The organism is Microbacterium sp. MMO-56 (genome assembly GCF_037146215.1).
In the GTDB taxonomy this organism is placed as follows: Bacteria; Actinomycetota; Actinomycetes; order Actinomycetales; family Microbacteriaceae; genus Microbacterium.
In genome coordinates this window covers 1-25,256 of record NZ_JBBCVW010000022.1, presented here as the reverse complement: position 1 = coordinate 25,256, position 25,256 = coordinate 1, and the positions used below count along the sequence as shown (strand labels likewise).

At 70.4% G+C, this 25,256-nt stretch carries 20 protein-coding genes; 7 read left to right on the top strand and 13 right to left on the bottom strand.

All coding sequences use genetic code 11. The features are described 5' to 3' along the window. Positions 1-28: 28 nt before the first annotated feature. The 4 genes from lnt to WFI00_RS15990 form a co-directional block, all read right to left on the bottom strand. Positions 29-1,636, bottom strand: coding sequence for an apolipoprotein N-acyltransferase (gene lnt, locus WFI00_RS16005; protein ID WP_336633383.1), 1,608 nt, complete (start codon positions 1,634-1,636; stop codon positions 29-31). After that, positions 1,633-2,652: a flavin-containing monooxygenase gene (locus WFI00_RS16000; protein WP_336633384.1), complete on the bottom strand. Its 1,020-nt coding sequence runs from the start codon at positions 2,650-2,652 to the stop codon at positions 1,633-1,635. The genes lnt and WFI00_RS16000 overlap by 4 nt, the downstream gene beginning before the upstream one ends. A 268-nt stretch (positions 2,653-2,920) precedes the next feature. Next, positions 2,921-3,367 (bottom strand): hypothetical protein, encoded by a 447-nt coding sequence (locus WFI00_RS15995; protein WP_036286063.1) that lies wholly within the window; start codon positions 3,365-3,367, stop codon positions 2,921-2,923. 152 nt (positions 3,368-3,519) lie between these two features. Then, the gene (locus WFI00_RS15990) at positions 3,520-4,761 is read right to left on the bottom strand and encodes an IS256 family transposase (protein ID WP_336633385.1); all 1,242 of its coding nucleotides are present in this window, start codon (positions 4,759-4,761) and stop codon (positions 3,520-3,522) included. 452 nt (positions 4,762-5,213) lie between these two features. On the opposite strand from WFI00_RS15990, the gene WFI00_RS15985 reads away from it, so the two are divergent. Then, positions 5,214-7,127 (top strand): DUF4396 domain-containing protein, encoded by a 1,914-nt coding sequence (locus tag WFI00_RS15985; protein WP_060960784.1) that lies wholly within the window; start codon positions 5,214-5,216, stop codon positions 7,125-7,127. Positions 7,128-7,310: 183 nt separating this feature from the next. On the opposite strand, the gene WFI00_RS15980 is transcribed toward WFI00_RS15985, so the two are convergent. The 9 genes from WFI00_RS15980 to WFI00_RS15940 all read right to left on the bottom strand — a co-directional run bounded on the left by WFI00_RS15980 (position 7,311) and on the right by WFI00_RS15940 (position 15,578). Beyond that, entirely contained in the window at positions 7,311-8,009 is a 699-nt protein-coding gene (locus WFI00_RS15980) for a hypothetical protein (RefSeq protein ID WP_336633386.1), read from the bottom strand. 864 nt (positions 8,010-8,873) lie between these two features. Then, on the bottom strand, positions 8,874-9,602 hold the full coding sequence (locus tag WFI00_RS15975; RefSeq protein ID WP_005049586.1) for a cytochrome c biogenesis CcdA family protein: 729 nt from the start codon (positions 9,600-9,602) through the stop codon (positions 8,874-8,876). Further along, positions 9,602-10,231, bottom strand: a complete 630-nt coding sequence (locus WFI00_RS15970; protein ID WP_005049587.1) for a TlpA family protein disulfide reductase — start codon at positions 10,229-10,231, stop codon at positions 9,602-9,604. The genes WFI00_RS15975 and WFI00_RS15970 overlap by 1 nt, the downstream gene beginning before the upstream one ends. Before the next feature lie 19 nt (positions 10,232-10,250). Beyond that, a complete protein-coding gene (locus tag WFI00_RS15965; protein WP_005049588.1) occupies positions 10,251-10,526 on the bottom strand; it encodes a hypothetical protein in 276 nt (91 codons plus the stop codon). Between the two features lie 25 nt (positions 10,527-10,551). Further along, on the bottom strand, positions 10,552-11,550 hold the full coding sequence (ccsB, locus tag WFI00_RS15960; protein ID WP_005049590.1) for a c-type cytochrome biogenesis protein CcsB: 999 nt from the start codon (positions 11,548-11,550) through the stop codon (positions 10,552-10,554). Continuing rightward, entirely contained in the window at positions 11,534-13,180 is a 1,647-nt protein-coding gene (resB, locus tag WFI00_RS15955) for a cytochrome c biogenesis protein ResB (protein ID WP_336633387.1), read from the bottom strand. The genes ccsB and resB overlap by 17 nt, the downstream gene beginning before the upstream one ends. Continuing rightward, positions 13,158-14,048: a prolipoprotein diacylglyceryl transferase gene (gene lgt / locus WFI00_RS15950; protein WP_005049593.1), complete on the bottom strand. Its 891-nt coding sequence runs from the start codon at positions 14,046-14,048 to the stop codon at positions 13,158-13,160. Before lgt ends, resB begins: the two co-directional genes overlap by 23 nt. Next, positions 14,048-14,719 carry a M23 family metallopeptidase gene (locus WFI00_RS15945; protein ID WP_005049595.1) on the bottom strand — a complete coding sequence of 224 codons (672 nt, stop codon included), beginning with the start codon at positions 14,717-14,719 and terminating at the stop codon, positions 14,048-14,050. The genes lgt and WFI00_RS15945 overlap by 1 nt, the downstream gene beginning before the upstream one ends. A 394-nt stretch (positions 14,720-15,113) precedes the next feature. Beyond that, the gene (locus tag WFI00_RS15940; protein ID WP_005049597.1) at positions 15,114-15,578 is read right to left on the bottom strand and encodes a DUF6153 family protein; all 465 of its coding nucleotides are present in this window, start codon (positions 15,576-15,578) and stop codon (positions 15,114-15,116) included. Between the two features lie 155 nt (positions 15,579-15,733). On the opposite strand from WFI00_RS15940, the gene WFI00_RS15935 reads away from it, so the two are divergent. The 6 genes from WFI00_RS15935 (at position 15,734) to WFI00_RS15910 (ending at position 24,549) form a co-directional block, all read left to right on the top strand. Further along, positions 15,734-16,204, top strand: a complete 471-nt coding sequence (locus WFI00_RS15935; RefSeq protein WP_036286051.1) for a DUF6153 family protein — start codon at positions 15,734-15,736, stop codon at positions 16,202-16,204. Between the two features lie 100 nt (positions 16,205-16,304). After that, a complete protein-coding gene (locus WFI00_RS15930) occupies positions 16,305-16,919 on the top strand; it encodes a DUF305 domain-containing protein (protein WP_056207384.1) in 615 nt (204 codons plus the stop codon). Between the two features lie 117 nt (positions 16,920-17,036). Then, positions 17,037-17,897 carry a F510_1955 family glycosylhydrolase gene (locus tag WFI00_RS15925; protein ID WP_060959933.1) on the top strand — a complete coding sequence of 287 codons (861 nt, stop codon included), beginning with the start codon at positions 17,037-17,039 and terminating at the stop codon, positions 17,895-17,897. 58 nt (positions 17,898-17,955) lie between these two features. Beyond that, a complete protein-coding gene (locus tag WFI00_RS15920) occupies positions 17,956-20,409 on the top strand; it encodes a phosphoketolase family protein (RefSeq protein ID WP_336633388.1) in 2,454 nt (817 codons plus the stop codon). Further along, positions 20,406-23,027, top strand: a complete 2,622-nt coding sequence (locus WFI00_RS15915; protein ID WP_336633389.1) for a heavy metal translocating P-type ATPase — start codon at positions 20,406-20,408, stop codon at positions 23,025-23,027. The genes WFI00_RS15920 and WFI00_RS15915 overlap by 4 nt, the downstream gene beginning before the upstream one ends. After that, positions 23,020-24,549: a multicopper oxidase family protein gene (locus tag WFI00_RS15910; protein WP_336626834.1), complete on the top strand. Its 1,530-nt coding sequence runs from the start codon at positions 23,020-23,022 to the stop codon at positions 24,547-24,549. Before WFI00_RS15915 ends, WFI00_RS15910 begins: the two co-directional genes overlap by 8 nt. Positions 24,550-25,256 lie beyond the last annotated feature (707 nt).

The window sequence follows — 25,256 nt, the reverse complement described above, 5'->3', positions numbered from 1 at the left end:
CCCCGGGTTGTCTGACGGGCATGCCTAGTCAGGCCACAGCAGGGGTGCGCCGCCGCCAGGCGATCGCGCCGGTGAGGGCGAGACCACCCAGCCCACCCCACAAGGTGACAGCGGAGACGCCTTGCCCGATGAGGACGGCGGGGGTGATGCCGGTGCGCAGGTCGGTGTCGGCGATCAGCGCCCCGGCCTGTCCGGCGGGCAGACCGGTGAGGGTGCTGCCGTCGGGGCGGATGATCTGGCTGGTGCCGACGGTGGAGACGTTCACCACGGTACGGCCGGTCTCTACCGCGCGGATCCGGGCGACCGCGAGCTGCTGCAGGTTCTCGTCCGTGCCGCGGAAGTCGGCGTTGTTGGTCTGGAACACCAGCAGCTCCGCACCGGCGGTGATGCTCTCGGCGATGACCTCGTCGTAGATCACGTCGAAGCAGATCGCCAACCCCACCGGCACACCGCCGACGGTGACCAGCGGCACGTCCGTGCCGTGCGCGTAGTCGCGTTGCAGCAGCCCGACCAGGTCGGGGGCGAGCAGGGTGTAGAACGCCCGGTCGGGCACGTACTCGCCGAACGGCACCGGGTGGCGTTTCGCGTGCGTCTGCACCTGCTCCCGCTGCGGCGTGGCACCGGTGGTGGCCGGGTCCCACAGGAACGACGTGTTGTAGATGTTGCCGCCCGCCGTGGTGGCCGCGTTCGCCAGCAGCGGGGCACCTGCCCGGGTGCTGATGCTGGTGAGATACTCGGCCAGCCACGGGGTCTGGAACGGGTCAGCATCCAGCCCTTCCGGCCACACCACCAGATCCACACCCGCGTCGAGCACCGGGCCGGTCGCGTCCCCCTGCGCCCGGGCGATCGCCCCCACGGTGCGCTGGTCGAAGTACCCGGACGGGCCGTTGCCTTGCACCGCCCCGACCCGCATCGTCCCGGCCGGTGTGGTGGGAAACGCCGGGACCAGGACCAGCATCAGGGTGGTGACGGCGGGTACGGCGGCGGGGAACGGGCGACGCCACCGGCCGGTCCGGATGGCTTCGATCGCGGCGGCGACGGTGAAGACCATCAGGAAGGTGAGCCCGCTCACCCCGACCCAGGACACCGTCTGAACGAGGGGGCTGTCGTCTTGGGTGATCCCGAGCCGCGCCCACGGCAGCCCCCCGTACGGCCAGGCGCCCAGCAGCACCTCCCGGCCCGTCCACAACGCGGCCACCAGGCCCGGCAGCAGGAGCAGGCGTCCGACCGGGCCGGGGGCGGCGCGCGGCACCCACCGGTAGGCGAGTGCCAGCGGGATGATCCCGACCGCGGTCAGGGTCCCTTCCACCACGGTCAGTGCCGCCCACGGCACCGGCCCGAGATACCGGGTCGTCCAGGACACCAGCAGCCCGAAGAACAGCAACCCGAACACCGCCCCGACCGCCACCGCCCCCCACACGCTCCGGCCGATCAGGGCGAGAAGCAGCAGCCCGGTCGCGGCGAACGCGGCCGGCCAGAATCCCACCTCCGGGTAGGCGAGATCCATCAGCACCGCCGCGGCTGCCGCGACCGGCAACGCCATCGCCAATGGCATCACCGCCCGGGCGCGGCGGTTCGGCGGGGTGGGTTGGGGGCGTCCGTGCGGGTCCTGGAGGGTCGTCGGGGTGGCGGTCATGGCCGGTCCGCGATGGTGCGGGCGATTACGGCGGCGTCCCGGGACACCCCGGCGAGGGTGTCCGCTCCGGGGCGGCTGTGGGCGGGGATCCCGGCGACGAACAAGCCCGGCAGCCCGGTCATCGCCGGGCGGGACCGGGCTGCGGTCGCCTCGGCGGGGAGCCAGTCCTCGCCGGGGTCGTACCCGGTGGCGAGGATTACCGAGTCCGGGGCGAGGGTGCTGCCATCGGCGAACGTGACCTGCCCGCCGTCCGCGCCGGTCACCGCCGGGGCGACCGCCACACCCGCGTGACGCAGCGCATGGTAGCTGTCGCCGAACACCGGCTGCACGGCGGGTGGGCGACCCAGCCAGGACGAGCCTGCCCGGGCGTGGACGGGGAAGGTACGGGCGGGTCGGTGCGGGCGCCGGGTGCGGACCGCGAGGGTGACCTCGTGGGAGGCGGACAGCTCTCGCGCCAGCTGCACCCCGCTGTTCCCTCCGCCGACGATCAGCACCCGCCCGGTGGGCACCTGCCGGGGGAACTGGTAGTGGGCACTGTGCAGCACCACCCCGGGCACCCGCAGCTGCTGCGCCCACGCAGGGATGCGGGGGTGGGTGGCGGCGCCGGTCGCGCACACCACGTTGCGGGTCTGCACGTCGCCCTCCGCGGTCTGCAGCTGCAGCACCGACCCGTGACCGCGGTGTTCCACCCCGACCACACGCAACCCCCAGAACGGGTCCACCCCCAGGGTGTGCTGCACCTGGTCCAGGTAGTTCGCGATCTCATCGGCCCGGGGATGCTCGTGCGGGTCCAGCGGCAGCGGCCGGAGCGGAAGCGTGCTGTGGCGGGCGTCGGACAGCAGCCGCATCGAATGCCACCGGGACGCCCAACTGCGTTGCCGGTCCGTGGCGGCGTCGACGACCACGAACTCCTGCTGCGGCCGGAACCCCAACCCGATCAGCGCGGCGGCCACCGCGAGCCCGGCCTGCCCGGCCCCGACGATGATCGCCCGCCGATGCGTCAACCCCGGCCGCATCACCACCCCCTCCCCGCAGAAGAGGGCCGGGGCGGGAATGGACGGAGGATGATCGCGCCGGCGCCGCGGCGGGACGGGGCCGGACGGGGCCGAGCGGGGCCGGGTGGGCGGCGGTGACCGGCCGCAGCCGTCGGCACCGGACCGGCGAAGGGGGCCGCCGTGATACGGGTCGTCAAGACATTCTCCAAACCTAGAAATCGGCATCACACAGCGCCCGCACACGGGCGGGCGGGAAGACGCCGCCCATGGGTGGGCGGCATGCCGGATCTCAGGTTCGGGAAATCGACAACAGCAGCAGTGAGGGCGCGGCCGGACGCCGCGACACGGGCACCGGCACCAGCAGCGGCGCGCGCACCGGACGGGATACCCGCAGTATCCGCAGCCGGCCCTGGAGCCGGGAAGCCGTCACGGCCGCCAGTACCAGCAGCGTGCACACCACCCCGATCAGGCACCCCCACGCCCCGGACGCATCGACGGACACCCCCGCAGAGGACGACGCCGTCCGGCCCTCCACCGGTGCCCCCGAGTCTGGGGTAGAGCCGGTCGCGACGGGGGAGCCCGCACTGGTGTCGGCGTGCGCGTCAGCCGTGGTGTGGGAGGTGGTCCAGCCGCCGATGATGAGCACAAGTGCCAGGCCCAGGATGGTCAGCAGCCGCCCCGACCACCACCCCGCCGCGATGACCCGGTCGGGCCGGGATCGGGGGTCGCGGGGCATAGTCCCTCACTGTACCAATCCGACCTTTGCGTCTCCCGGATCTCGCCCGGCCGCAGGCCTTCCACGCCTTCGCCGACGGAGCAGCCACATCGCGTCCAGGTCAAGTCCTGGGGCGTGGTGTATCGGTGGTCGTGTGATTCCTCGTGTTGTGGTCAGGCTGTGAGGGCTCGGAGGTCGGGTTCGATCACCTCCTCGGTGACGGGTTCGCCGACGCGTCGTGCGGCGGTGAGGGCGTCGAGGCCGAGGTAGCGGCGCTGCTCGGCCCATTCGTCGTGCTGCTCGGCGAGGACGGCGCCGACGAGGCGGATGATCGCGTCGCGGTTCGGGAAGATGCCGACGACGTCGGTGCGGCGGCGGATCTCCCGGTTGAGGCGCTCGTTGGGATTGTTGGACCAGATCTGCCGCCAGATGCTCTTCGGGAATGCCGTGAACGCGAGGATCTCTTCCCGCGCGGCCTCGAGGTGCGCGAAGCTGCGCGGCAGCTTGTGCTCGAGGGCGTCGAGGACACGGTCGAACTGGGCGTGCACGGACTCCGCGTCGGGTTGGTCGAACACGGTGCCGAGCAGGGTCTTCACCCATGGCCACGAGGACTTCGGGGTCACCGCCATGAGGTTCGCGGCGTAGTGGGTGCGGCATCTTTGCCAGGAGCCGCCGACGGTCGCGCCTGCCGCGGCGACAAGGCCTGCGTGCGCGTCGGAGGTGACGAGCTTCACCCCGGTCAGGCCTCTCGCGACGAGGTCGCGCCAGAACGTGAGCCAGCCGGCGCCGTCCTCCGTGCTGTTGACTTGGAGGCCGAGGATCTCGCGGTAGCCGTCGGCGTTCACTCCGGTCGCGACCAGCACCGCGACCTTCACGACACGCCCGCCTTCGCGGACCTTCATGGTCAGCGCGTCGGCGGCGACGAACGAGTACGGGCCGACGTCGAGGGGGCGGGTGCGGAACGCGGTGACCTGGTCGTCGAGGTCTTTCGCCATGTCTGAGACCTGGCTCTTGCTGAGCCCGGTGATCCCGAGGGTCTTGACCAGGTCGTCCATCCGACGGGTCGAGACGCCGAGGAGGTAGCTGGTGGCGACCACGGTCGTCAGCGCGGCCTCCGCGCGGCGGCGACGCTCGAGTAGCCATTCCGGGAAGTAGGTGCCCTGCCGCAGCTTCGGGATCTTCACGTCGAGCGTGCCCGCACGGGTGTCGAACGCGCGCGTGCGGTAACCGTTGCGACGGTTGATCCGGTCGTCGCTGATCGTGCCGTAGGAGGCGCGGCAGACCTGGTCGGCGTCTGCGGACAGCAGCTGGTTGATGAACGTGCCGAGCATCTCCCGCAGCAGGTCAGGCGACGCCTGCGCGAGGTGGTCTTCGAGGAAACGGGCAGGGTCGATATCGTGGGGGGCGACGGTCATCGTCGGGGTCCTTTCGAGACGGATGTGAAGAGTTCTCTCGAAGAATCACGCGGTGACCGTCGCTACGTCCGCAGCGACACGCTCACCCGATCCGTACACCACCCTGCCGGACGCAACCCGCGTCCACCGGCACGTCGTTCTCGATTATCGGCGAACGACGTCCGTCTCCTGAGCGGAAGGATCAGTGCCCTCGGGGTGCCGTGGTGTCGGTCAAGGCGGGCAGCAGGATCGCCGTGACGCCGTCGGGGTCGAGTCTGCCGGTGCGGACTTCTTCGGCGGCGCCGTTGAGGGCGGCACGGGTCGCTGAACTCCGCCGCGATCGTCTCGGCTGCGTCAGGTTCGCCCCACCGGGCACGTGCACCCGTCGGCACCCGAGGCGGCGCCGATTGAAAGAATACCTATAGGGGGTATAAGGTGTGGGGGAGTCGTGTGCGAGGGAGAGGCGGGCGAGGTTGATTCAACCGATCGACTATTTCCTGGTCGCCTGGTTCGTGCTGGTCGCGATCAGCACGATCTGGGTCGGGGTGGACCAGTTCCGTCACAACCCGGAGCCGGCGGTGATGAAGTGGGGCTTCATCCTGGTCACCCTCTACCTGGGGCCGATCGGGGCGCTGCTGTATGTGCTCGCGGACAAGGAGCCACGGCCGGGAGAGCATGAGGAGTTCACCCGGCCGCTGTGGAAGCAGGGCATCGGCTCGACCATCCACTGCGTCGCGGGCGATGCCACCGGCATCATCGTCGCCGCCGTCGTCGTCGCGTCGCTGGGCCTGCCGATGTGGCTGGATCTGATCATCGAGTACGCCGCCGGGTTCGCGTTCGGGTTGTTCGTGTTCCAGGCCCTGTTCATGAAGAACATGATGGGCGGCAGCTACTGGCAGAACGTGCGCCGCTCGTTCCTGCCCGAGTTCATCAGCATGAACTTGATGATGGCGGGCATGGCGCCGGTGATGTCGCTGCTGATGATGGGCCGCGACATGCGGGCCATGCTGCCCACCGAGTTGCTGTTCTGGGCGGTGATGAGTTTCGGGATCGCGGTCGGGTTCGTGCTCGCTTACCCCGTGAACGTGTGGATGGTGAAGAAGGGCCTCAAGCACGGTCTGATGACCGTCCGCCCCCAGCCCGCCACCCACCCCCAGGAGCATGACGCGCACGCGCAGCACAGCCCGCGGCCGGAGGCGCACGCCGGCCACGACCAGGCGGCGGGCGGTGCGTCGTCGCCGGGGTCGGGGCATGAGGCGCACCAGCCTTCTGGCGCCGGAGCGGTGACCGTGCCGCAGCTGACCGTGGTCGGCGCGTTCTCCGCGATCGCGCTCGTGGTCGGGATGGTCGCCCCCGCGAACGCCGTCAACATGACTCTCAGCGCGCACGACGTCGGTGGGCTGATCATGCCGCCCGGGATGATCATGACCCGTGACACCCCCGCCGAGGCGATGCGGGACATGGCCGCCGTCGACCCGCGGGCCGCGACCGCCGCGTACGACGTGGACACCCGCGGTGATGAGGTGCTGGAACCTGCCCGCGTCGAGGACGGGGTGAGGGTGTTCGAGCTGACCGTGTCGCAGATCCGCTGGGAGATCCTCCCCGGCGTCACCGTCGACGCGTACGCGTACAACGGGCAGATCCCGGGGCCTCGGCTGCAGGTCACCCAGGGCGACCGGATCCGCATCGACGTGACCAACGAGCTCGACGAGTCCACGACCGTGCACTGGCACGGCCTGGACGTGCCCAACGAGATGGACGGGCCCGCCGGGATCACCCAGGATCCCATCCAACCCGGCGACACCTACCGGTACGAGTACACGGTGAAGCAGTGGGGCACGTTCTTCTACCACTCCCACGATCACGCCGACCGGCAGCAGGCCCTCGGCCTGTACGGGGCGCTGATCATCGACCCCGCCGACCCTGGCCTGCAGCCGCCTGCCGATCGCGAGTACACGATCCAGCTGCAGGAGTGGCTGTCCCGGGAGGGGCTGACCTATCCGGCGATGCCGATGGAAGGGGGCATGCCGAACTACTTCACCATCAACGGGAAGGCGTACCCGGCCACCGAGACCATCGACATGAAGGTGGGGGAGACCCTCCGGGTGCGGTTCATCGGCTCGAACACCAACGACATCCACCCGATGCACATCCACGGCGGCCCGTTCACCGTCGTCGCCCGCGACGGGGCGGCCCTCACCACGGCGCAGCAGTTCCAGGCCGACACGATCAACGTCGGGCCGGGACAACGCTACGACGTGCTCTGGAACGCGCTCGAGCCCGGCCAGTGGCTCATCCACTGCCACATCAACCACCACACCACCAACAACAACGTCGAAACCGACGGCGCTGGCGGCCTGACCATGATCATCAACGTCACCGAATAACCCCACGAACCGAAGAACCGCCGCCGTTGTGGTCGCCGTTGCCGCGTCGAGTCACGTCCGCGCCCTCCGGCAGCACAGCAGGCGGATGCCAGGGGTGCCCAGCTCATCGTGCCCGACCGTTTCGGTTGCCGGAGGCCGAGATCGCCCGCCCGCCCGCAACGGGGCGCGGTGACCTCGCCGTGGTCAGGTGGTCGCGGGAGGGAGGACGCGTCGGCGGCGGGCGACGGTGACGGCCGCGGCGACCGTGAGTGCCGTCGAGACGGCGAGGAGCACGGCGCCGAGGATGATCTGCCCCGGTGACGGGGTGAGGGCGGTGACGGGCTGGTAGAGGTTGCGCTGCTGGCTCTGCGGGCCGGTGAGTTGCTGATCGACGGGCACCCACACCTCGAGGGTGCGTTCGCCGGTGGCGAACTGGGCGTACACGAACCACAGCCCCGGTGACGGCAGTGCCAGTTCCCCGGTGAAGGTACCGGGAGGCGGGGTGCCGGGTTGTGCGCGCAGCGGCGCGGTGAGGTCCTCTCCGGTGCGGCGGGCGACCAGACGGGACGGGGTGAGGTCGGTGTCGTCGGTGAGGCGGATGCCGGTGATGGTGACGGTCAGCTGCCCGGTGCCGTCGCCGGTGACGGTCATCTGTGCGGTGCCGTAGGCGGTGCCCTGGCCGGGGTCGTGCGCCTGCGCGGGTGGGGGCGGGGCGAGGGCGACCAGCAGAAGGGTGAGGGCCGCGGCCGCGCCGCCGGATCGGAGGCGAGTCCCCGGCCGCACGGTGAGGGCGATCATGCTGACGATGATCACCGTGGTGGTGCCGACGGCGGACCAGGCGACGGGGGTGGGTGGGACGCTGCTGATCCCGGTCCCGGAGGCCAGCAGTTGCAGGGTGGTCACGGCGAGGGCGGCCACCGGCCACCGCGACCGGCAGGTCGGGGGCGAGCCACCCAGAGGTGGTGAGCAGCACCCACAGCACCACCCGGAACACCAGGTACACGGCGACGACGAGGACAAGGCGGGTGCGGCCGGGGACCAGGGTGGTGATCACCCATGCCGCGCCGAGCGTGGTCGCCAGCAGCAGCGGCAGGTACAGGGTCTCGGTGAACTGGGGCACGTCGGTGTCGTATTCCATCACGATGATCAGCGCCGCCCCCAGCACGCCTGCGGCCAGGGCGATCCGCGGCGGGGCGGGCACGTGCCGGTCGGTGCCGGTGAGCAGGCCGATCAGCACGCATAGGGTGCCGATCACCGACAGCAGGTGCGGGGGCGACCAGAGCACCGCGTCACGCCCGAACGCGGTGTGCCAGAACGCGTCGGCGGGCGCGGCCGCCGCGGTCGCGACCGCCGCAGCGACCGCGAGGGCGAACCCGGGAGTACGGAACACGGCGGCCACGGATCGTGTCGCGGCCAGCCGCCGCCACCCCCAGCCGGCGATCACGACCCCGACGGTGAGGATCGACGCATACAGCAGCAGGTGCGGAGGGATGAAGGTGTTGTCCCGGCCGAGGGTGGTGTGCCAGGAGTCGTCCCAATACGCCGACCCAACCCCGGCGGCCGCGGCCGCTGCGGCGACCCAGACGCCCCCTGCCCCCAGCGCCGGGGAACCGCGGGCCGGGTCCGGCTCGGACGGGATGGGGGCGCGGTCACGGCTGCCGTGTGGTCGCATGGTCTGTCCTTTCTGTGATGCGGCAGGGAGCCGGTCCGGCCCTGGCGGCTAACGCCATGGCCCCGCTCCCGGCGGCAGCGGGTGTTAGAGGTGTGTTAGAGGGGGAGCACGGTGGCTCCGATGAGGTTCTGGATGCTGGAGGTGAGGAGTGTCCAGGCTCCGCTGATCATCGCGATGCCGGTGGCGATCATGAGGACCCCGCCGGTGATGTTGATGGTGCGGATGTGGCGGCGCAGGAACGTGATGCTTCCGGTGGCCCAGTTCAGGCCGGCGGCGGCGGCGATGAAGGGCAACCCCAGGCCCAGGCAGTAGGTGACGGCGAGGAGGGCGCCGCGGGCGGGGTTGCCGGTGGTGAGGCTGAGGGCGGAGATCGCGGCGAGGGTGGGGCCCAGGCACGGGGTCCAGCCGAGCCCGAACGCGATGCCGAGCAGGGGAGCTCCGGCCAGCCCGCTGGGTGGGTGGATGGCGGGTTTCGCGGTGCGTTGGAAGAGCCGGAACACGCCGAGGAACACGAGCCCCATCAGCAGGACCACGATCCCGAGGATGCGGGTGAGGAGATCTTGCCAGCGGATGAGCCAGGCCCCCAGGGCGCCGAACGCGGCCCCGTAGCCGATGAACAGGACGGAGAAGCCGAGGGTGAACAGTCCGGTCCCGGCCAGCGCCCGCCACCGGGAGACCCCCGCGGTGGTGGTGGTGCCGGTGAGGTAGCCGAGGTAGCCGGGCACGAGGGGGAGCACGCAGGGGGAGGCGAAGGACACCAGCCCGGCGAGGAGGGCTAGGGGGAGGGCGGCCCAGATGCTGCCGGCGGTGATGATCTCCCCCATCAGGGGCTCGTCTCGGCGAGGACGGTGTCGATGAGGGCGGCGAGGGTGGTGCGGGTAGGCAGTTGCCCGATGATGCGGGCGGCCATCCGGCCGGTGCGGTCCAGGACGATTGTGGTGGGCACGGCGCCGGGGGCGGCTTTCCCGGCGAACGCGGCTTGCACCGTGCCGGTGGTGGCGTCCAGGATCGACGGGTAGGTGATGCCGAACTGGTTCTCGAACGCGGCGGCGGTGTCGGCGCTGTCGCGCACGTTGACGCCGATGAACACGACACCGTCGGGCTGGTAGGTCTGGGCGAGGGCTTCCAGGTCGGGCGCTTCGGCACGGCAGGGCGGGCAGGCGGCGTACCAGAAGTTCACCACAACGACCGAACCCGCCCACGCGGTGGAATCCGCCTGCTCCCCGGTGTCGGTGGTGCCGGTGAAGGTGACCGGGTCGTCGCGCTGGTCGGCGGGGATCTCCCGCACGGTCTCGTCCGCGGACAGATACCCCGGGGACGGGGAGGAGGACAACAGGCCGGGCGTCTGGGCGGTGCACCCGGCCAGAAGCAGGACGAGCGCGCCGAACACGGCGACCGCGGCGGCGGTGACGGCGCGGCGGGGTGGGCGTGTCAGGGTGGTGGGGGTGCGCATGCGGGATCACTCCGGTCGGTCAGGTGTTCGTGCTCTTGCTGGTGGGGCGGCGGCGGCCGGCGAGGATGGCGCCGGTGATCAGCAGCAGTGCCCCGGTCGGGTACCCGGCGACCAGGTCGAGCCAGCCGGAGGGCTGGCCGGGGCCGAACACTTCCAGGTGCGCGAGCCAGTGGATGATCGCGACGATCGCGCCGGCGGCCATCAGGGCCTGGCCGACCCGGACGAGCAGGCGGTGTCGCCGCCAGGCGCGTTGCGGGTCCTCAGCTGGGGCGGGGCGGGGGGTGGTGCGGGTCATGAGCGGTCCTTTCGCAGGGGGCGGGTCACAGTCCGGAGTAGGAGTGCAGCCCGGTGAAGAAGACGTTGACGACGCCGAAGTTGAACAGCACGGCGGCGAAGCCGACGATGCACAGCCAGGCGGCGCGGGTGCCGGCCCAGCCGCGGGTGGCGGTGGCGTGCAGGTATCCGGCGTAGAGCACCCAGATGATGAACGTCCACACCTCTTTCACGTCCCACCCCCAGAACCTGCCCCAGGCGCGGCCGGCCCAGATCGCCCCGGCGATAAGGGTGAAGGTCCACAGGATGAACCCGACGATCGTCAGCCGGTATGCGAGTCGGTCCAGATCCTCCGGCCCGGGCAGACTGTCCCGCAGCCGGGTGAGCCGGGAGGGGAGGCCGCGGCGGCGGGTGGTGAGCAGGTAGGTGAGGGAGACGAGGAACGCGAGCCCGAAGAACGCGGTCGCCAGCAGCGCGACCAGCACGTGGATGACCAGCCACCCGGACTGCAGGGCGGGCATCAGGGGGACGACGGGGACGTAGAAGCTGACCGTCGCGACGCCGAGCAGCAGCACGGTCAGCCCGAGCACGGCGCTGCCCAGGTACGCCAGCCGCACCCGCAGCGACACGGCCAGGAAGGTGGCGATGATCAGGGCGGTGCCGGTGAGGGAGAACTCGAACATGTTCGCCCACGGCACCCGGTCCGCGGCGACCCCGCGCAGCACCACCCCGGCAAGATGGAACACCCAGCCCAGCACGGTCAACACGAACCCGACCCGCGCCGCCTTCCCCGCCCCCCGTCCGCCCCCCGGGGCAGCGGCGGCACCGGGTGCGGTGTCGGGGGCGGGGGCGGTGGGTGTGCCTGCCAGGTCCGGGTCGGTGGTGCTGGTGGCGCCGGCGGTGACCGGCACCCGGACGGTGACCGGGACGGCAGGGGTGCTGGCGCGGCGGGCGAGGTGAAGGGTGTAGGCGACGAATGCGGCGGCGTAGATCGCGATCGCCGAGTACACCAGCAGCAGGGACAGGGCGTCAAGGAACGGGGTCATCAGAGCCTCCTCGAAGGGGTGCGGGGGAAGGGGTGAGGCGGGTGGCGAGGGTGTCGACGGTGGGTTGCAGGCGGGGGTCGTCGCCGCGGGCGAGCCCGGCGACCTCAAGCACCGTGCCGCCGTCCCGGCCGGTGGTTGCGCGGACCCAAAGGCGGCGGCGGGGCACGAACAGGGACAGGGCCAACCCGGCCATCGCGACGACCGCGGCGATCAGGGTGGGGGTTTGGGTGGGGTCGGCGGCGATCTCCAGCGACGCGAATCGGGGGATCGGGCCGAGCTCGATCGTGCCCAGCTCGTCCGGCAGCGGAACCGGGGTGCCGGGGACCAACTGCAGGGCGGGGGTGGGGGTGCCCCGCCCGGCGATCTGGGTGAGGGTGCTGGTGTCCAGTGCGTACACCGACACCGGGACCCCGGTGTTCAGGCCCAGGTCGCCGACGTACACGTTGAAGGTGACGACCGGGTCCAGCAGGTCCGGGTAGCTGGACGCGAACGCCCCAGAGGCGGTGGTCGCGCGGGTGGGGTACAGCATCCCGACCAGGCCGACCTGCTCGGCCAGCCCGTCGGGAACCTTCACGATGCCCAAGCTGGTCAAATTCGCGTCCTGCGGCAGGAACGGGACCGTGTCACGGAACACGATCTTCCCGGCCGGGTTTCGGACGGTGAGGGTGGGGGCGTACCCGTTGCCGAGCAGATAGATGTCGGTGCCAGCCACCGGCAGCGGCTCGTTGACCCGGATGCTGGAGGCCTGCCGGGTGCCGCCAGTGGTGGTCGTGACCTGCGCGTCGAACGTCTTCGGCATGCCGAGCGCGTTGACGTTGTCCAGGACGTAGTCGACGCGGAACCGGTCCAGGGTGAGGGAGAACGCCGGGATCTGCGTGTCAGTGATGAACCGGCCGGCGGTGAACGAGTCGTACGCGATCCGGGTGGACGCGAACGTCTGCCCCTCCACCAGCACCCGCTGCCCGGTGAACCGGAACCCGCCGCCGACGCCGACCACGACCAGCACCGCCAGCAGCGCCACGTGGAACAGCAGGTTCCCGGTCTCCCGCAGGTAGCCGCGCTCGGCTGCGACCGAGTCCCGTCCGTCGTCGCCGCGGACCCGGCGGGTGCGGTACCGCTGCCGACGCAGCGCCTTCTCGGCCGCGTCCAAGACCGCACCGGGGGGCGTGTCGGGGAGGACGCGGCGGGTGTGGGCGGGCAGGCGGGACAGGTTGCGGGGGGTGGCCGGGGGCGGGGCGAGCAGCGCGGTCAGGTGGTGGCGGATGCGGGGGATGACGCAGCCGATCAGCGACGCGAACAACAGCAGGTAGATCGCGGAGAACCACACCGACCCGAACACGTCGTGCAGCTGCAGCAGGTCCACCGCCCACATCCAGACCGGGTTGGTCTTGTCGAACTGGATCACCCCGTTCGGGTCGGAGGAGCGTTGCGGGATCAACGACCCGGGGATCGCGGCCACCGCGAGCAGCAGCAACAACACCAGGGCGGTGCGCATGCTGGTCAGCTGCCGCCACGCCCACCGCGCCCACCCCGACACGCTCAGGCGCGGATTCGTGCGCTCCTCCACCGGCCGGTCGACGTGATCGGCGGGCAGCTGCGGGGCCTGCTCACTGCGGATCGACACGCGCATCCCCCCTCCCCCGGACGGGTGCGCGGCGGCGGGCGCGCCAGGAGGCGTGGGCGAGCAGCCCGACCCCCAGTACGGCGGCCACCAGGGCGGTGAGCACGTTCGCTTTCAGCCCGCCGGCGAGCAGCTCGGTGGGATCCAGCCGGATGGACTCCAGCACCGCCCGCCCCGCCCCGTACCACAGCAGGTACACGCCCAGACTCCGCCCGGCGCCCAGCGTGATCCGGCCGTGCCGGCGGCGGTGCTGCTCGAGCAGCACGATCACGGCGGCACCGGCCAGGTTCCACAGCAGCTCGTACAGGAACAGCGGATGAAACAGGGTCCCCGCCGGGGTCCCCGGCGGGATCGCGGGGGCTGAGGGGTCGATCTGCAGCCCCCACGGTAAGGTGGTGGGCGGGCCGAACAGCTCCTGGTTGAAGTAGTTCCCCAGCCGTCCCACCGCCTGGGCGACCAGCATCCCCGGCGCGAGCGCGTCCAGGAACAGCAGCACCGGGATCCCGGCGCGACGGGTGCCGATCACAATCCCGACCAGCCCGCCCAGGATCGCACCGAAGATTGCGATCCCGCCTTCCCAGATGTAGAGCACCCGCCACAGGTCCGCGCCAGGGAAGAAGTAGTCGCCGGGATGGGTGAGCACATGGTAGATCCGGGCGCCGAGGATCCCGAACGGCACCGCCCACATCGCCACATCCACCACGACCCCGGCCGGGTGCCCGACCGCCCGCAGCCGACGGCCGGTGATCAGCACCGCCAGCACGATCCCGGCCAGGATCGCCAGCGCGTAGAACCGGATCTGGAACGGACCGACCTGAACGAAGCTGATCCCCGGGCTCGGGATCAGCGCCGGAGCCACAATGAGGAGTGCGTCCATCAGGGCCTCACCCTCGCCGGAAGCCACGCCAGCGGGTCCACCGCTTCGCCTCCGGTGCGGATCTCGAAGTGCAGGTGTGCGCCGAAGCTGCGTCCACTGTCCCCGACCCGGCCGACCATCTGCCCCACCCGCACGGTCTGTCCCGGGGTCAGGGCGAGGGACCCTTCCCGCATGTGCGCGTACGCGCTTTCCACGACCTGCCCGTCGATCTCGTGCCGGATCACCACGTACACCCCGTACGCGCCGCCCTGCTCCGTCGCGGTGGTGACCACCCCGTCGGCGATCGCCTGGATCGGGGTGCCGATCCCGGGGGTCATGTCCAGTCCGGCATGGAAATTTGAGCAGGACGGGCATGGCGGGGTGCGGTACCCGAACGTGCTGCTGATCGGCACTCCCACGGTGAACGGCCACTGCACCGCCGATGCCGGGTCGTTGGTGAATGTGTCCGCGGTGTGCGCGTACGACTCGGTCCCGACGGGGGCGGTCACCGCCACCGTGTAGTCCCCGCGCACCATCACCGTCCCGGTGACGGTGTCGGGGGTGGTGAACGACTGGGCGCGCACCGGGGTGCGGGTCGCCTCGACGGCGAACACCGGCTCCGGCGTCAACGGGATCAGCAACGGCAGTCCGGCGATCGACGCGACCGGGAGCATCACCGCGCCGGCGAGCATCCGGGATCGGGTGAGCGTGCGGCGCGGCGCGTGTCGAGGTGTCCGGGCGGCACGGGTGGGCCGACGGCGTCGATCGCGTCGCGTCTGGACGGGTGGGGAAGACAGGGCGGCTCTCGCCGCACGGCGCGTTCCGGTACCGGGAGTCGGGGTGGAGGGGGCGGGTTCAGGCATACAAGACTTTCCTGGATGAGGGGGACGATGAAGGTGCGCACGGTCGCCGTCACACGGTCCAACCGGGAGCCGCGGCCCGGAGTGCACGGCGAGAATCCGGGATCGGATCACCCATGGCGCTGCCGCAGACGGGTCGCGCTCGCCTGCGGACCGCACATCGTGGACCGTCGGCGACATCACGCGCCGGCGGCGGCTCAGGCGGCGGGCGCGGGCGGGGTGCTGATCAGGTGCGGCTGATCGACAGCACGATCAGGGAGGGCCGCAGAAGAGGCGACCCGGATGTGAACGAGCTCGACCTGCCGGGGAGGGATCGCAGCCACGCCAGCAGCGACATCCACCCGTCCCGGGCCGGGAGCACCAGGATGAGCAGGGTCAGCAACGCGAGCAGACACGTCACGGCAGCGAAAGCATGAGACGTCCCGCAGACCGTCTCATCGCACGAGGGCGTCACCACCCCGCTGACCAGGACATCAGCGGCGGCATCGGGGGCCGCAACGACTGCGGAGGCGGACACGACAGTGCCCGCCTGGTCCTCTTCCAGACTCAGCGAATGCATCGCAAGCAGCCCCGCGATGATCGCGGTCACCGCGGCCAGGTAGAACCACAGGGCACGCCGGGACCCGAGTGCCCGCCGTCGCGCCACCACCTGGTTCACCGTCGACGCCCCTTCCTCGATCACGCCCAGCATACCCCGGGCGGGTAGCCATCCCCGAAGCGATACCCATCCTGGATACCCCGGATGGGTATATGCTGAGTGGTAGGGGGCACCCGCTCCCGTGCGTGGTGTTCTGACCGTGTCGCGGAGGCAAGGCACCGCTACCCTGGACGGGAAGGAGGTCGGTCGTGAACGTGATTCGCTCGCACGCGCGTCTGACCCCCGGGGTGCGACGGCTCCTGCTGGCCGCTCCGATCGCCCTGGCGATCATCACCGGGCTGCTGTCCATGCACGTCCTGACCGGTTCCCACCAGCCCGCCCTGGCATCAGAGACCAGCGCGATGAGCACGCACAGCCAGGTCGGCTCCGCACCAGCCGCCGCCGACGATACGCCGATGACCGCAGCTGCGGCGGAGGGCGCTGGAGGGCATTGCCAGGACGGGTGCGGCAGCCCTGCGGGGATGCCGGATCACTCGATGCTGATGATGGTGTGCGTGCTGGCGCTGCTGGCCGCGGTGATCGTCCTGCTCGCCCCGACGTCCCGTGCCCTTCTCACATACGCCGTAGCCCGCTCGCGCTCCCATACCCGGACTCTGCTGGTCGGATTGCCGCATCCCCGCCCGCCTTCACTGCTTGTCCTGTCCATCAGTCGCACCTGATTCCGCCTGAACCCCGGCGACCCTTGCCGGGGATGCTGCACCCTGCCCTCCCGGGCACTGAATCAGACCCTCACCGACTGAATAGACAAGGACACCCCTGATGCGTTTTCGTACTCTCACGCTGACCGCCGGCGCCCTGGCCACCGTGCTCGTGCTCGCCGGCTGCGCCCCCACCGACGGCACCATGCCCGGCATGGACCACGGACCCGGGGGGATGACCAGCACCGCCCCCTCCCAGTCCGCCGCCGCGTTCAACGCCGCGGACGAGATGTTCGTGACCATGATGATCCCGCACCACCAGCAGGCCATCGAGATGGCCGATCAGATCCTCGCGAAAGACGGCATCGACGAGCGAGTCGTCTCCCTCGCCGAGCAGATCAAGGCCGCACAGGACCCGGAGATCCAGACCATGAAGGGCTGGCTGGAGGAGTGGGGCGTCCCGTACGACGACTCCATGTCCGGGATGGACGGCATGGACATGGGCGGCGGGATGATGTCGGAGGACGACATGGCCGCTCTGGATGCCGCGACCGGGGTCGAGGCGACCCGCCTGTTCCTGAACGGCATGATCGCTCACCACCAGGGCGCCGTGACGATGGCGCAGTCGGTGCTCACCGACGGACAGAACCCGGACGTGGCCGCCCTCGCGCAGCAGATCATCGACGGGCAGACCGCCGAGATCACCACGATGCAGGACATCCTCGCCAGCCTCTGACCCGGTACCCCTCGGACGGGACCCGCGCTCCCGATGCCGGTCCCGTCCGAGGCCCCACCCTCGACCCCTGTGCGGTCACCGGTATCCGGCGTACCCGCACGGAAAGGACCTCCGTTCATGATCTCTCCCACCACCCGCAGACTGGCGATCACGGCCACCGTCACCGTCGCGCTGCTGCTCACGGGCTGCAGCACCACCCCTGCGGAGCCCGATGCCCCCGCGGGCACCGCGGCCGGGTTCGGGCATGTGCACGGCATCGTCGACGCCGGTGACAGCACCGTGCTGCTGGGCACCCACACCGGCCTGTACACGCTGGGCGAGGACGGCACCGTCACCGGCCCGGTCGGTGGCATCGACCTGGACGCGATGGGACTGACCGCTACCGGTGACACCCTCTACGCGTCCGGGCACCCCGGCCCGTCCACCCCGGCGGAGCTCGGCGCCCCCAACCTCGGCATCATCCGCAGCCTCGACGCCGGCGCCTCGTGGGAACCGGTCGCGTTCACCGGGGAAGAGGACTTCCACGTCCTCACCGTCACCGGCGACGGCACCCTGTACGGGATCGGATCCTCCCGGCTGCTGCTGCGCACCAGCAGCGACGGCGGGCAGAGTTGGGCGGACGGTGCCGAGCTGCCCGCCGTCGACCTGGCCGCCGCGACCGACGGCACCCTGTACGCCGCCACCCAGGACGGGCTGCAGCACAGCACAGACGGTGGCGCCACCTTCACCCCGGCGCCGGACGCGCCAGTGCTGTACCTGGTGGAGACCGACCCAACCGGTGGGGTGGTCGGAGTGGACACCGACGGGACGTTGCGACGCCTAGTCGGCACCGGCTGGGAGAACGTCGGCACCACCACGGGAACCGTCCAAGCCCTCGGGGTCACCGGGGACGGTGCGATCGTCCTGGTCGATGACCGCGGCGTGGTCTGGATCCGCGACACCACCGCCACCGTTCTCATCCCGGCGGCAACACCATGACCACCGTCATTCGCACCTGGCGCGACCCGAGCGGTCGCGGATCGGAAGGAGACCGACCATGACCCCCACACCGGCACCCCCCGCGTGGGCGCACCGCACCACTGATGCCACCGCCGAGCAGTTGGCGGCGGTGGATGCGTGGTGGCGGGCGGCGAACTATCTGAGCATCGGGCAGATCTACCTGCAGGGTAACCCGCTGCTGCGCCACCGCCTCAGCCGGGACGACATCAAGCCGCGGCTGCTGGGGCATTGGGGCACCACCCCGGGCCTGAACTTCCTCTACGCCCACCTGAACCGCGCCATCCGCGACCGCGACCTGAACACCCTGTACGTGACCGGGCCCGGGCACGGCGGACCCGGCATGGTCGCCAACGCCTACCTCGACGGCACCTACACCGAACGCTACCCGGGCATCGACCGCACCAAAGAGGGGCTGCGGGCGCTGTTCCGGCAGTTCTCCTTCCCGGGCGGGATCCCCTCGCACGCGTCCGCGGAAACGCCCGGGTCGATCAACGAGGGCGGGGAGCTGGGCTACTCCCTCGTGCACGCCTACGGGGCCGCGTTCGACAACCCCGACCTGCTGGTCGCCTGCGTGATCGGTGACGGGGAGGCGGAGACCGGGCCGCTGGCGACCGCGTGGCACGGCAACAAGTTCCTCAACCCCGCCCATGACGGGGTGGTGCTGCCGATCCTGCATCTGAACGGGTACAAGATCGCCAACCCGACCGTGCTGTCCCGCATCCCCGAGGAAGAGCTGGTCGCGCTGCTGCGCGGCTACGGCCATCACCCCCACGTCGTCACGGTCGGCTTCGATGGCGAGACCCCGCAGGAGTCCCACGCGACGTTCGCGGCGGTCCTGGATGCGGTGCTGGATGAGATCGCGGACATCAAGGCCGCCGCGGCGGCCGGGACGCTGGAGGGGCGGCCGGCGTGGCCGGCGATCGTGCTGCGCAGCCCGAAGGGGTGGACCTGCCCGAAGATCATCGACGGTCTGCCGGTGGAGGGCACCTGGCGGGCACACCAGGTGCCGCTCGCCGAGGTCCGCGACAATCCCGAGCACCTGCGGATCCTCGAGGACTGGCTGGCGTCCTACCGCCCGCACGAGCTGTTCGACGTGACCGGCGCCCCCCGCCCGGCCACGGTCGCGATCGCCCCGGACGGGGATCGGCGGATGAGCGCGAACCCGGCCGGCAACGGCGGACAACTCACCGTCCCGCTGCGGCTCCCGGACTTCCACAAGCACGCGCAGCCGGTCGACCCGGCCGAGCGGGGTGCGGGAACCGGGGAAGCGACCCGCGTGCTGGGCGAGTGGCTGGCGGGGGTGATCCGGGACAACCCGGACAACTTCCGCATCTTCGGCCCGGACGAGACCGCCTCCAACCGGCTCGCCCCACCCGTCTACCAGGCCACCGGCAAGCAGTGGAACGCGGCCGTGGAGCCCGTCGACGAGCACCTGGCCCCGACTGGGCGGGTGATGGAGGTGCTCAGCGAGCACCAGTGCCAGGGCTGGCTCGAGGGCTACGTCCTTACCGGCCGGCATGGGCTGTTCAACTGCTACGAGGCGTTCACCCACATCGTCGACTCGATGTTCAACCAGCACGCCAAATGGCTCGAAGCGGCCCGGGAGGTGTCGTGGCGGGACCCGATCCCGAGCTTCAACTACCTGCTCTCCAGCCACGTCTGGCGGCAGGACCACAACGGGTTCTCTCACCAGGACCCCGGGTTCATCGACCTCGCCCTGAACAAGAGCCCCGACATCGTCCGCGTCTACCTGCCGTTCGACGCGAACACGCTGCTGTCCACCTACGACCACTGCCTGCGCTCGGCCGGGTACATCAACGTCGTCGTCGCCGGGAAGCAGCCCGCCCCGCAGTGGCTGACGATGGACGAGGCGATCGAGCACTGCACCCGCGGGCTCGGGATCCTGCCGTGGGCGGGCACCGAAACCGAAGGCACCGAGCCGGATGTGGTGCTCGCCGCCGCCGGCGACGTCCCCACCCTCGAGACCCTCGCCGCGGCGGCGCTGCTGCGCGAGCACATCCCCGACCTGAGAGTGCGGGTGGTGAACGTGGTCGACCTGACCCGGCTGCAATCCGAGGACCAGCACCCGCACGGTCTCCCGGACCGGGAGTTCGATGCGATCTTCACTCCCGACAAGCCGGTGATCTTCGCCTACCACGGCTACCCGTGGCTGATCCACCGACTCACCTACAAGCGCGCCGGGCACCAGAACCTGCACGTGCACGGCTTCCAGGAGCGCGGCACCACCACGACCCCGTTCGACATGGTCATGCTCAACGACCTCGACCGGTACCGGCTCGCGATCGACGTCCTCGACCACGTCCCGGGCCTCGCCGCCCGCCACGCCGGCCTGCGGCAGGAGCTGCAGGACGCCCGCCTGCACGCCCGCGCCCACACCCGCGAGCACGGCACCGACATCCCCGCCGTCGCCGACTGGCAATGGCCCCACCCCGACACCACCGACCCCACCCTCGGGAAGGAACCGAAATGAGCGACACCAGAACCGTGACCCTGCAGGTCAGCGGCATGATCCGCGCGACCTCCAAGAACGTCACCGAAGCCCACCTGAGCCGACAACCCGGAGTGATCGCCGTGGACGCGAACCCGGTCTCACAGACCGCGACCGTCACCTACGACCCCGAGACCACCTCGGTCGCCCACCTCCAGCAATGGGTCATCGACTGCGGGTATCACTGCGCCGGCCAGTCCGTCCCCGACCATATCTGCGACCCCGCGCACGACCCGCACGACGAGGGTGCGCACGACCACAGCGCCCACCACGGCCCCGCAGCTGAGGGCGCACAAGAACCGCACGCGAGTCACGACGCGCACGAGGGCCACACGGATGCCACGGGTCACGCCAGCCACGCGGGCCATAAGGGTCCTGCGGGCTATCACGACGACCCCGTCCACGACCACGCCGCTGGCCACGACCACACGCACGCCCCGTCGGCGACGGCGGATGACGGTGTGCATGCCGGTCACCACGTCGAGCACGCCGGTCACACCGCGGCCGCGGGTGGGCACGATCGTGGTGCAGCGTCGGGTCACAGTGCGCAGGAGATGATGGGCCACGGTGGGCATCACGGCGGGATGTCGATGGACGCGATGATCCGCGACATGCGCAACCGGTTCCTGGTCGCGCTGATCCTGTCGATCCCGATCACCCTGTGGTCTCCGATCGGGCGGGAGGTGATCGGATTCGAGGTGCCGGCACCGTTCGGGCTGCGCGATGACGTGTTCATGCTGATCCTGTCGCTGCCGGTGATCTTCTACTCGGCGTGGATCTTCTTCGACGGCGCCTACCGGGCGCTGCGCGCGAAGACCCTCGACATGATGGTGCTCGTCGCAGTCGGTGTCGGCGCCGGCTGGCTGTACTCCCTCGCGGTCACCCTCACCGGCGGCGGTGAAGTGTTCTACGAAGCCGCCACGGTGCTTGCCACCTTCGTGCTGCTGGGGCATTGGGTGGAGATGCGCGCCCGCGGCGGCGCGAACGACGCCATCCGCACCCTCCTGGAGCTCGCACCCTCGCAGGCGGTCGTGATCCGTGACGGGCAGGAGGTCGAGATCCCCACCAGCGAGGTCGTCCCGGGGGATCTGATGCTGGTGCGGCCGGGGGCCAAGATCCCCACCGACGGTGTCGTGGAATCCGGAGAGTCCGAGGTGGACGAGTCGATGGTCACCGGCGAGTCCATGCCGGTGGACAAAGCGCCCGGGTCGGAGGTGATCGGAGCGACCGTGAACACCGTCGGCACCCTCCGCGTCACAGCCACCAAAGTCGGCTCGGACACGGCGTTGGCGCAGATCGTGAAGCTCGTGCAAGAGGCGCAGAACTCCAAAGCCCCCGGGCAGCGCCTCGCCGACCGGGCAGCGTTCTGGCTCGTCCTGGTCGCCCTGATCGGCGGCACCCTCACCTTCCTGGTGTGGCTGCTCGCCGGCGCTGCAATCCCGATGGCGATCCTGTTCGCTATCACCGTCGTCGTCATCACCTGCCCCGACGCGCTCGGCCTCGCCACCCCGACGGCGATCATGGTCGGCACCGGGCTCGGCGCGAAACGGGGCGTGTTGTTCAAGAACGCCTCCGGGATCGAAACCGCCGCCCACATCGACACGGTCGTGTTCGACAAGACCGGCACCCTCACCAAGGGGGAGCCGGAGGTCACCGACTACATCCCCGTCGGCGACGACGACCTCGAGACTCTCTCCCTCGCGGTCGCGTTGGAGCGGGAATCCGAGCATCCTCTGGCGAAAGCGATCGTGAATTACGCCGACGCCCGCGACATCCCCCGTCGCACCGCGACCGCGTTCCGAAACGTCACCGGGCAGGGCGCGATCGCCACCGTCGACGGTCGACAGGTCGTCCTCGGCAACCCGCGCCTTCTCACCGGGGAGGGGATCGACATCAGCGGGGTGCAGGCCGCTCAGCAGGACCTGGCTGGGTCCGGCCGCACCGCGATCCTGTTCGCCGTGGACGGGCAAGTCGCCGGGATCATCGGTCTCGCCGACGCACCCCGGGACACCGCAAAGACCGCGATCGACGCTCTCCACGAGCAGGGCGTCGAGGTCGCAATGCTCACCGGGGACAACAAGCCCACCGCCGACCGGATCGCCGCTCTCCTCGGCATCGACACCGTGATCGCGGATGTGCTCCCCGAGGACAAGTCCGCGAAGGTCGCCGAGCTGCAGAAGACGGGCAAGAAGGTCGCGATGGTCGGCGACGGCGTCAACGACGCCCCCGCCCTCGCCCAGGCCGACCTCGGCATCGCGATCGGCGCCGGCACCGACGTCGCCATCGAGACCGCCGACGTGGTCCTGATGCGCTCGGACCCGCTCGATGTTGCGATCGCACTCAAGATCGGCAAGGGCACACTGCGAAAGATGCGGCAGAACCTGGGCTGGGCCATCGGATACAACGCCGCCGCCCTCCCCATCGCCGCTGGCGTGTTCTACCCGGCGTTCGGGATCATGCTGTCCCCGGAGATCGCCGCCCTGTCGATGTCCGGTTCCTCCGTGATCGTCGCCGTCAACGCCCTCCTCCTCAAGCGGCTCCGCCTGCCCGCCCAGGCGCCCGCTGCGACGACCATGCAGAAGGAGCCCGAACATGCCTGACCGTCCGCTCTCTCCCACACCGTCCTCCCCGATGCTGCTGACCCGACGAGGTGTGCTCGGACTCGGACTGGGCGCCGTCGCGGCAGCCGTGCTCGCCTCCTGCACCCCCGCGCCGCAATGGGTGACACCCACCGGCGCAGCGGTGTCCGGCACGGAGAAGAACCGCGGCGGCACCGGCCGAGTCACCACCGTCGACCTCACCGCCGCCCCCACCACGCTCGACCTGGCCGGTACCTCCGCCGCCACCTGGGCGTTCGGAGGTATCCCCGCCCCGGTAATCCGGCTCACCGCAGGCGACACGCTGAAAGCGACCGTCCGCAACCAGCTCGACGCGGACACCTCCGTGCACTGGCACGGACTCGCCCTCCGCAACGACATGGATGGGGTCCCTCCGGTAACCCAAGCCCCCATCGCCCCGGGCGGACAGTTCGCATACGAGTTCGTCACCCCGCATCCGGGCACCTACTGGTTCCACCCCCACGTCGGCCCGCAACTGGACCACGGCCTCTACGGTGCGCTCATCATCGACGACCCGGACGAGAAGGTGACGTGGGACGACGAATGGGTGCTGATCCTCGACGACTGGCTCGACGGCGTCACCGCCACCCCGGACCAGGTCCTCACCGACCTCTCGAAGGGCATGGGAGACATGGGCGGGATGGGCGACATGTTCATGCGGATGGGGAACCTGCTGATGGGCGCCACCTCCGACCTGCTCGGCGGCGACGCCGGCGACGTCTACTACCCGCACTACCTCATCAACGGCAAACCCAAAGCCGACCCCGCCCAATTCACCGGCACTCCTGGTGCCCGGGTGCGGATCCGTGTCATCAACGCCGGCAGCGACACCGCGTTCCGGTTCGCGATCGGCGGCCACACCCTGACGATCACCCACACCGACGGGTTCCCGGTGGATCCTGTCGAGGTCGACAGTGTCCTGATCGGGATGGGCGAACGCTACGACCTGCAGGTCACCCTGGACGATGGGGTGTTCCCTGTCGTCGCCGACGCGGAAGGCAAGCAGGATCGCGCGTTCGCGCTCGTTCGCACCGCCGCTGGCACGGCTCCGGCCAGCGACGTCCCCGTCGCCGAGCTCGGCACCGGCAGGGTCGGCACCGCTGCCGGACTGAGCGCGACCGCCTCCGTCACCCTGCACCAGGCATCCCCCGACCGGGTCGTGCACCTCGCGCTGACCGGGGGGATGGAGGCGTACGACTGGGGGATCAATGGGCGCCGGTTCGACATGAACGACCCGTTGCGGGACGCGCACGCGGTCAGTATGGGGGAGCGGGTGCAGTTGCGGATCCGCAATGACACCGAGATGTGGCATCCGTTCCACCTGCACGGCCACACCTACCAGCACGCGAACGGCGGCCCCCGGAAGGACACCTCCATCATCCTCCCGGGCCAGACCCTGACAGTCGACTTCGACGCCGACAACCCCGGCCAGTGGGTCGCGCACTGCCACAACATCTACCACGCCGAGACCGGCATGACCACGGTGCTCGGATACCAGTCATGAACCGCGCGTTCATCCCCAGCACGGGAGGATGATCGCGCGGGCGATCGGACGGCGGCGGCGGACGTCAAGTCTAAGTGGACTTCCTACTCTTATGTAGGGATCTGCCATTTCGCGCGGAATCCTGCTGACGAAACTGCTGCCAATTAGCGTGGAATCCCCGAGTTCTGCGCCACCTTGACCGGGAACCTACAGTAGGGCTGGGTTCTTGTAGGTTTTTTTGAAGTTGTCCATTTCGCAGATGAAATGTCCACCGTGTGTCCATATATGTTCGTGTTGAGGGAGCGGAGGCCCATCGATGCTCGGTTACGACGCGGATGTGCTCGAACTCCGCGCTGGCGTGGGCGAGCGGGAGGTCATGCGGATCGCCCGATTGCCGCATGAGAAGCGAGGGGGATACCTCAAGACGATCGTTTCCCGTCGCGTAGCTCGCGTCCCGTTCCGGACTTGGGTCGATCAGCTGCTCGACGCCGTCGATGACGGGCGGGCGCAGATGCTGATTCACCGCCAACTGGCCGGCATATTCGCTCCAGGCCGCGTCCTCGGGTCTGGTGCGTTTCGCCACCGATCCAGCGTTCCGCTCATTGGGGTTCGGTATGGCGGCTCTGCGCATTCTGGGTGGGGTGAGGCGCTCGGGCGTGGCGTGACGGGGTGAGGTGGGTCGAGGCCCGGAGGATCGGTAGCGACCAAGCAACCTGTTCGTCCGGAGA

Excerpts from the sequence above, each read along its gene's own strand:
- lnt (WP_336633383.1), bottom strand. The coding sequence starts at position 1,636 with ATGACCGCCACCCCGACGACCCTCCAGGACCCGCACGGACGCCCCCAA.
- WFI00_RS16000 (WP_336633384.1), bottom strand. The coding sequence starts at position 2,652 with ATGCGGCCGGGGTTGACGCATCGGCGGGCGATCATCGTCGGGGCCGGG.
- WFI00_RS15995 (WP_036286063.1), bottom strand. The coding sequence starts at position 3,367 with ATGCCCCGCGACCCCCGATCCCGGCCCGACCGGGTCATCGCGGCGGGG.
- WFI00_RS15990 (WP_336633385.1), bottom strand. The coding sequence starts at position 4,761 with ATGACCGTCGCCCCCCACGATATCGACCCTGCCCGTTTCCTCGAAGAC.
- WFI00_RS15975 (WP_005049586.1), bottom strand. The coding sequence starts at position 9,602 with ATGGGGGAGATCATCACCGCCGGCAGCATCTGGGCCGCCCTCCCCCTA.
- WFI00_RS15970 (WP_005049587.1), bottom strand. The coding sequence starts at position 10,231 with ATGCGCACCCCCACCACCCTGACACGCCCACCCCGCCGCGCCGTCACC.
- WFI00_RS15965 (WP_005049588.1), bottom strand. The coding sequence starts at position 10,526 with ATGACCCGCACCACCCCCCGCCCCGCCCCAGCTGAGGACCCGCAACGC.
- ccsB (WP_005049590.1), bottom strand. The coding sequence starts at position 11,550 with ATGACCCCGTTCCTTGACGCCCTGTCCCTGCTGCTGGTGTACTCGGCG.
- resB (WP_336633387.1), bottom strand. The coding sequence starts at position 13,180 with ATGCGCGTGTCGATCCGCAGTGAGCAGGCCCCGCAGCTGCCCGCCGAT.
- lgt (WP_005049593.1), bottom strand. The coding sequence starts at position 14,048 with ATGGACGCACTCCTCATTGTGGCTCCGGCGCTGATCCCGAGCCCGGGG.
- WFI00_RS15945 (WP_005049595.1), bottom strand. The coding sequence starts at position 14,719 with ATGCTCGCCGGCGCGGTGATGCTCCCGGTCGCGTCGATCGCCGGACTG.
- WFI00_RS15940 (WP_005049597.1), bottom strand. The coding sequence starts at position 15,578 with ATGCTGGGCGTGATCGAGGAAGGGGCGTCGACGGTGAACCAGGTGGTG.
- WFI00_RS15930 (WP_056207384.1), top strand. The coding sequence starts at position 16,305 with ATGCGTTTTCGTACTCTCACGCTGACCGCCGGCGCCCTGGCCACCGTG.
- WFI00_RS15925 (WP_060959933.1), top strand. The coding sequence starts at position 17,037 with ATGATCTCTCCCACCACCCGCAGACTGGCGATCACGGCCACCGTCACC.
- WFI00_RS15920 (WP_336633388.1), top strand. The coding sequence starts at position 17,956 with ATGACCCCCACACCGGCACCCCCCGCGTGGGCGCACCGCACCACTGAT.
- WFI00_RS15915 (WP_336633389.1), top strand. The coding sequence starts at position 20,406 with ATGAGCGACACCAGAACCGTGACCCTGCAGGTCAGCGGCATGATCCGC.
- WFI00_RS15910 (WP_336626834.1), top strand. The coding sequence starts at position 23,020 with ATGCCTGACCGTCCGCTCTCTCCCACACCGTCCTCCCCGATGCTGCTG.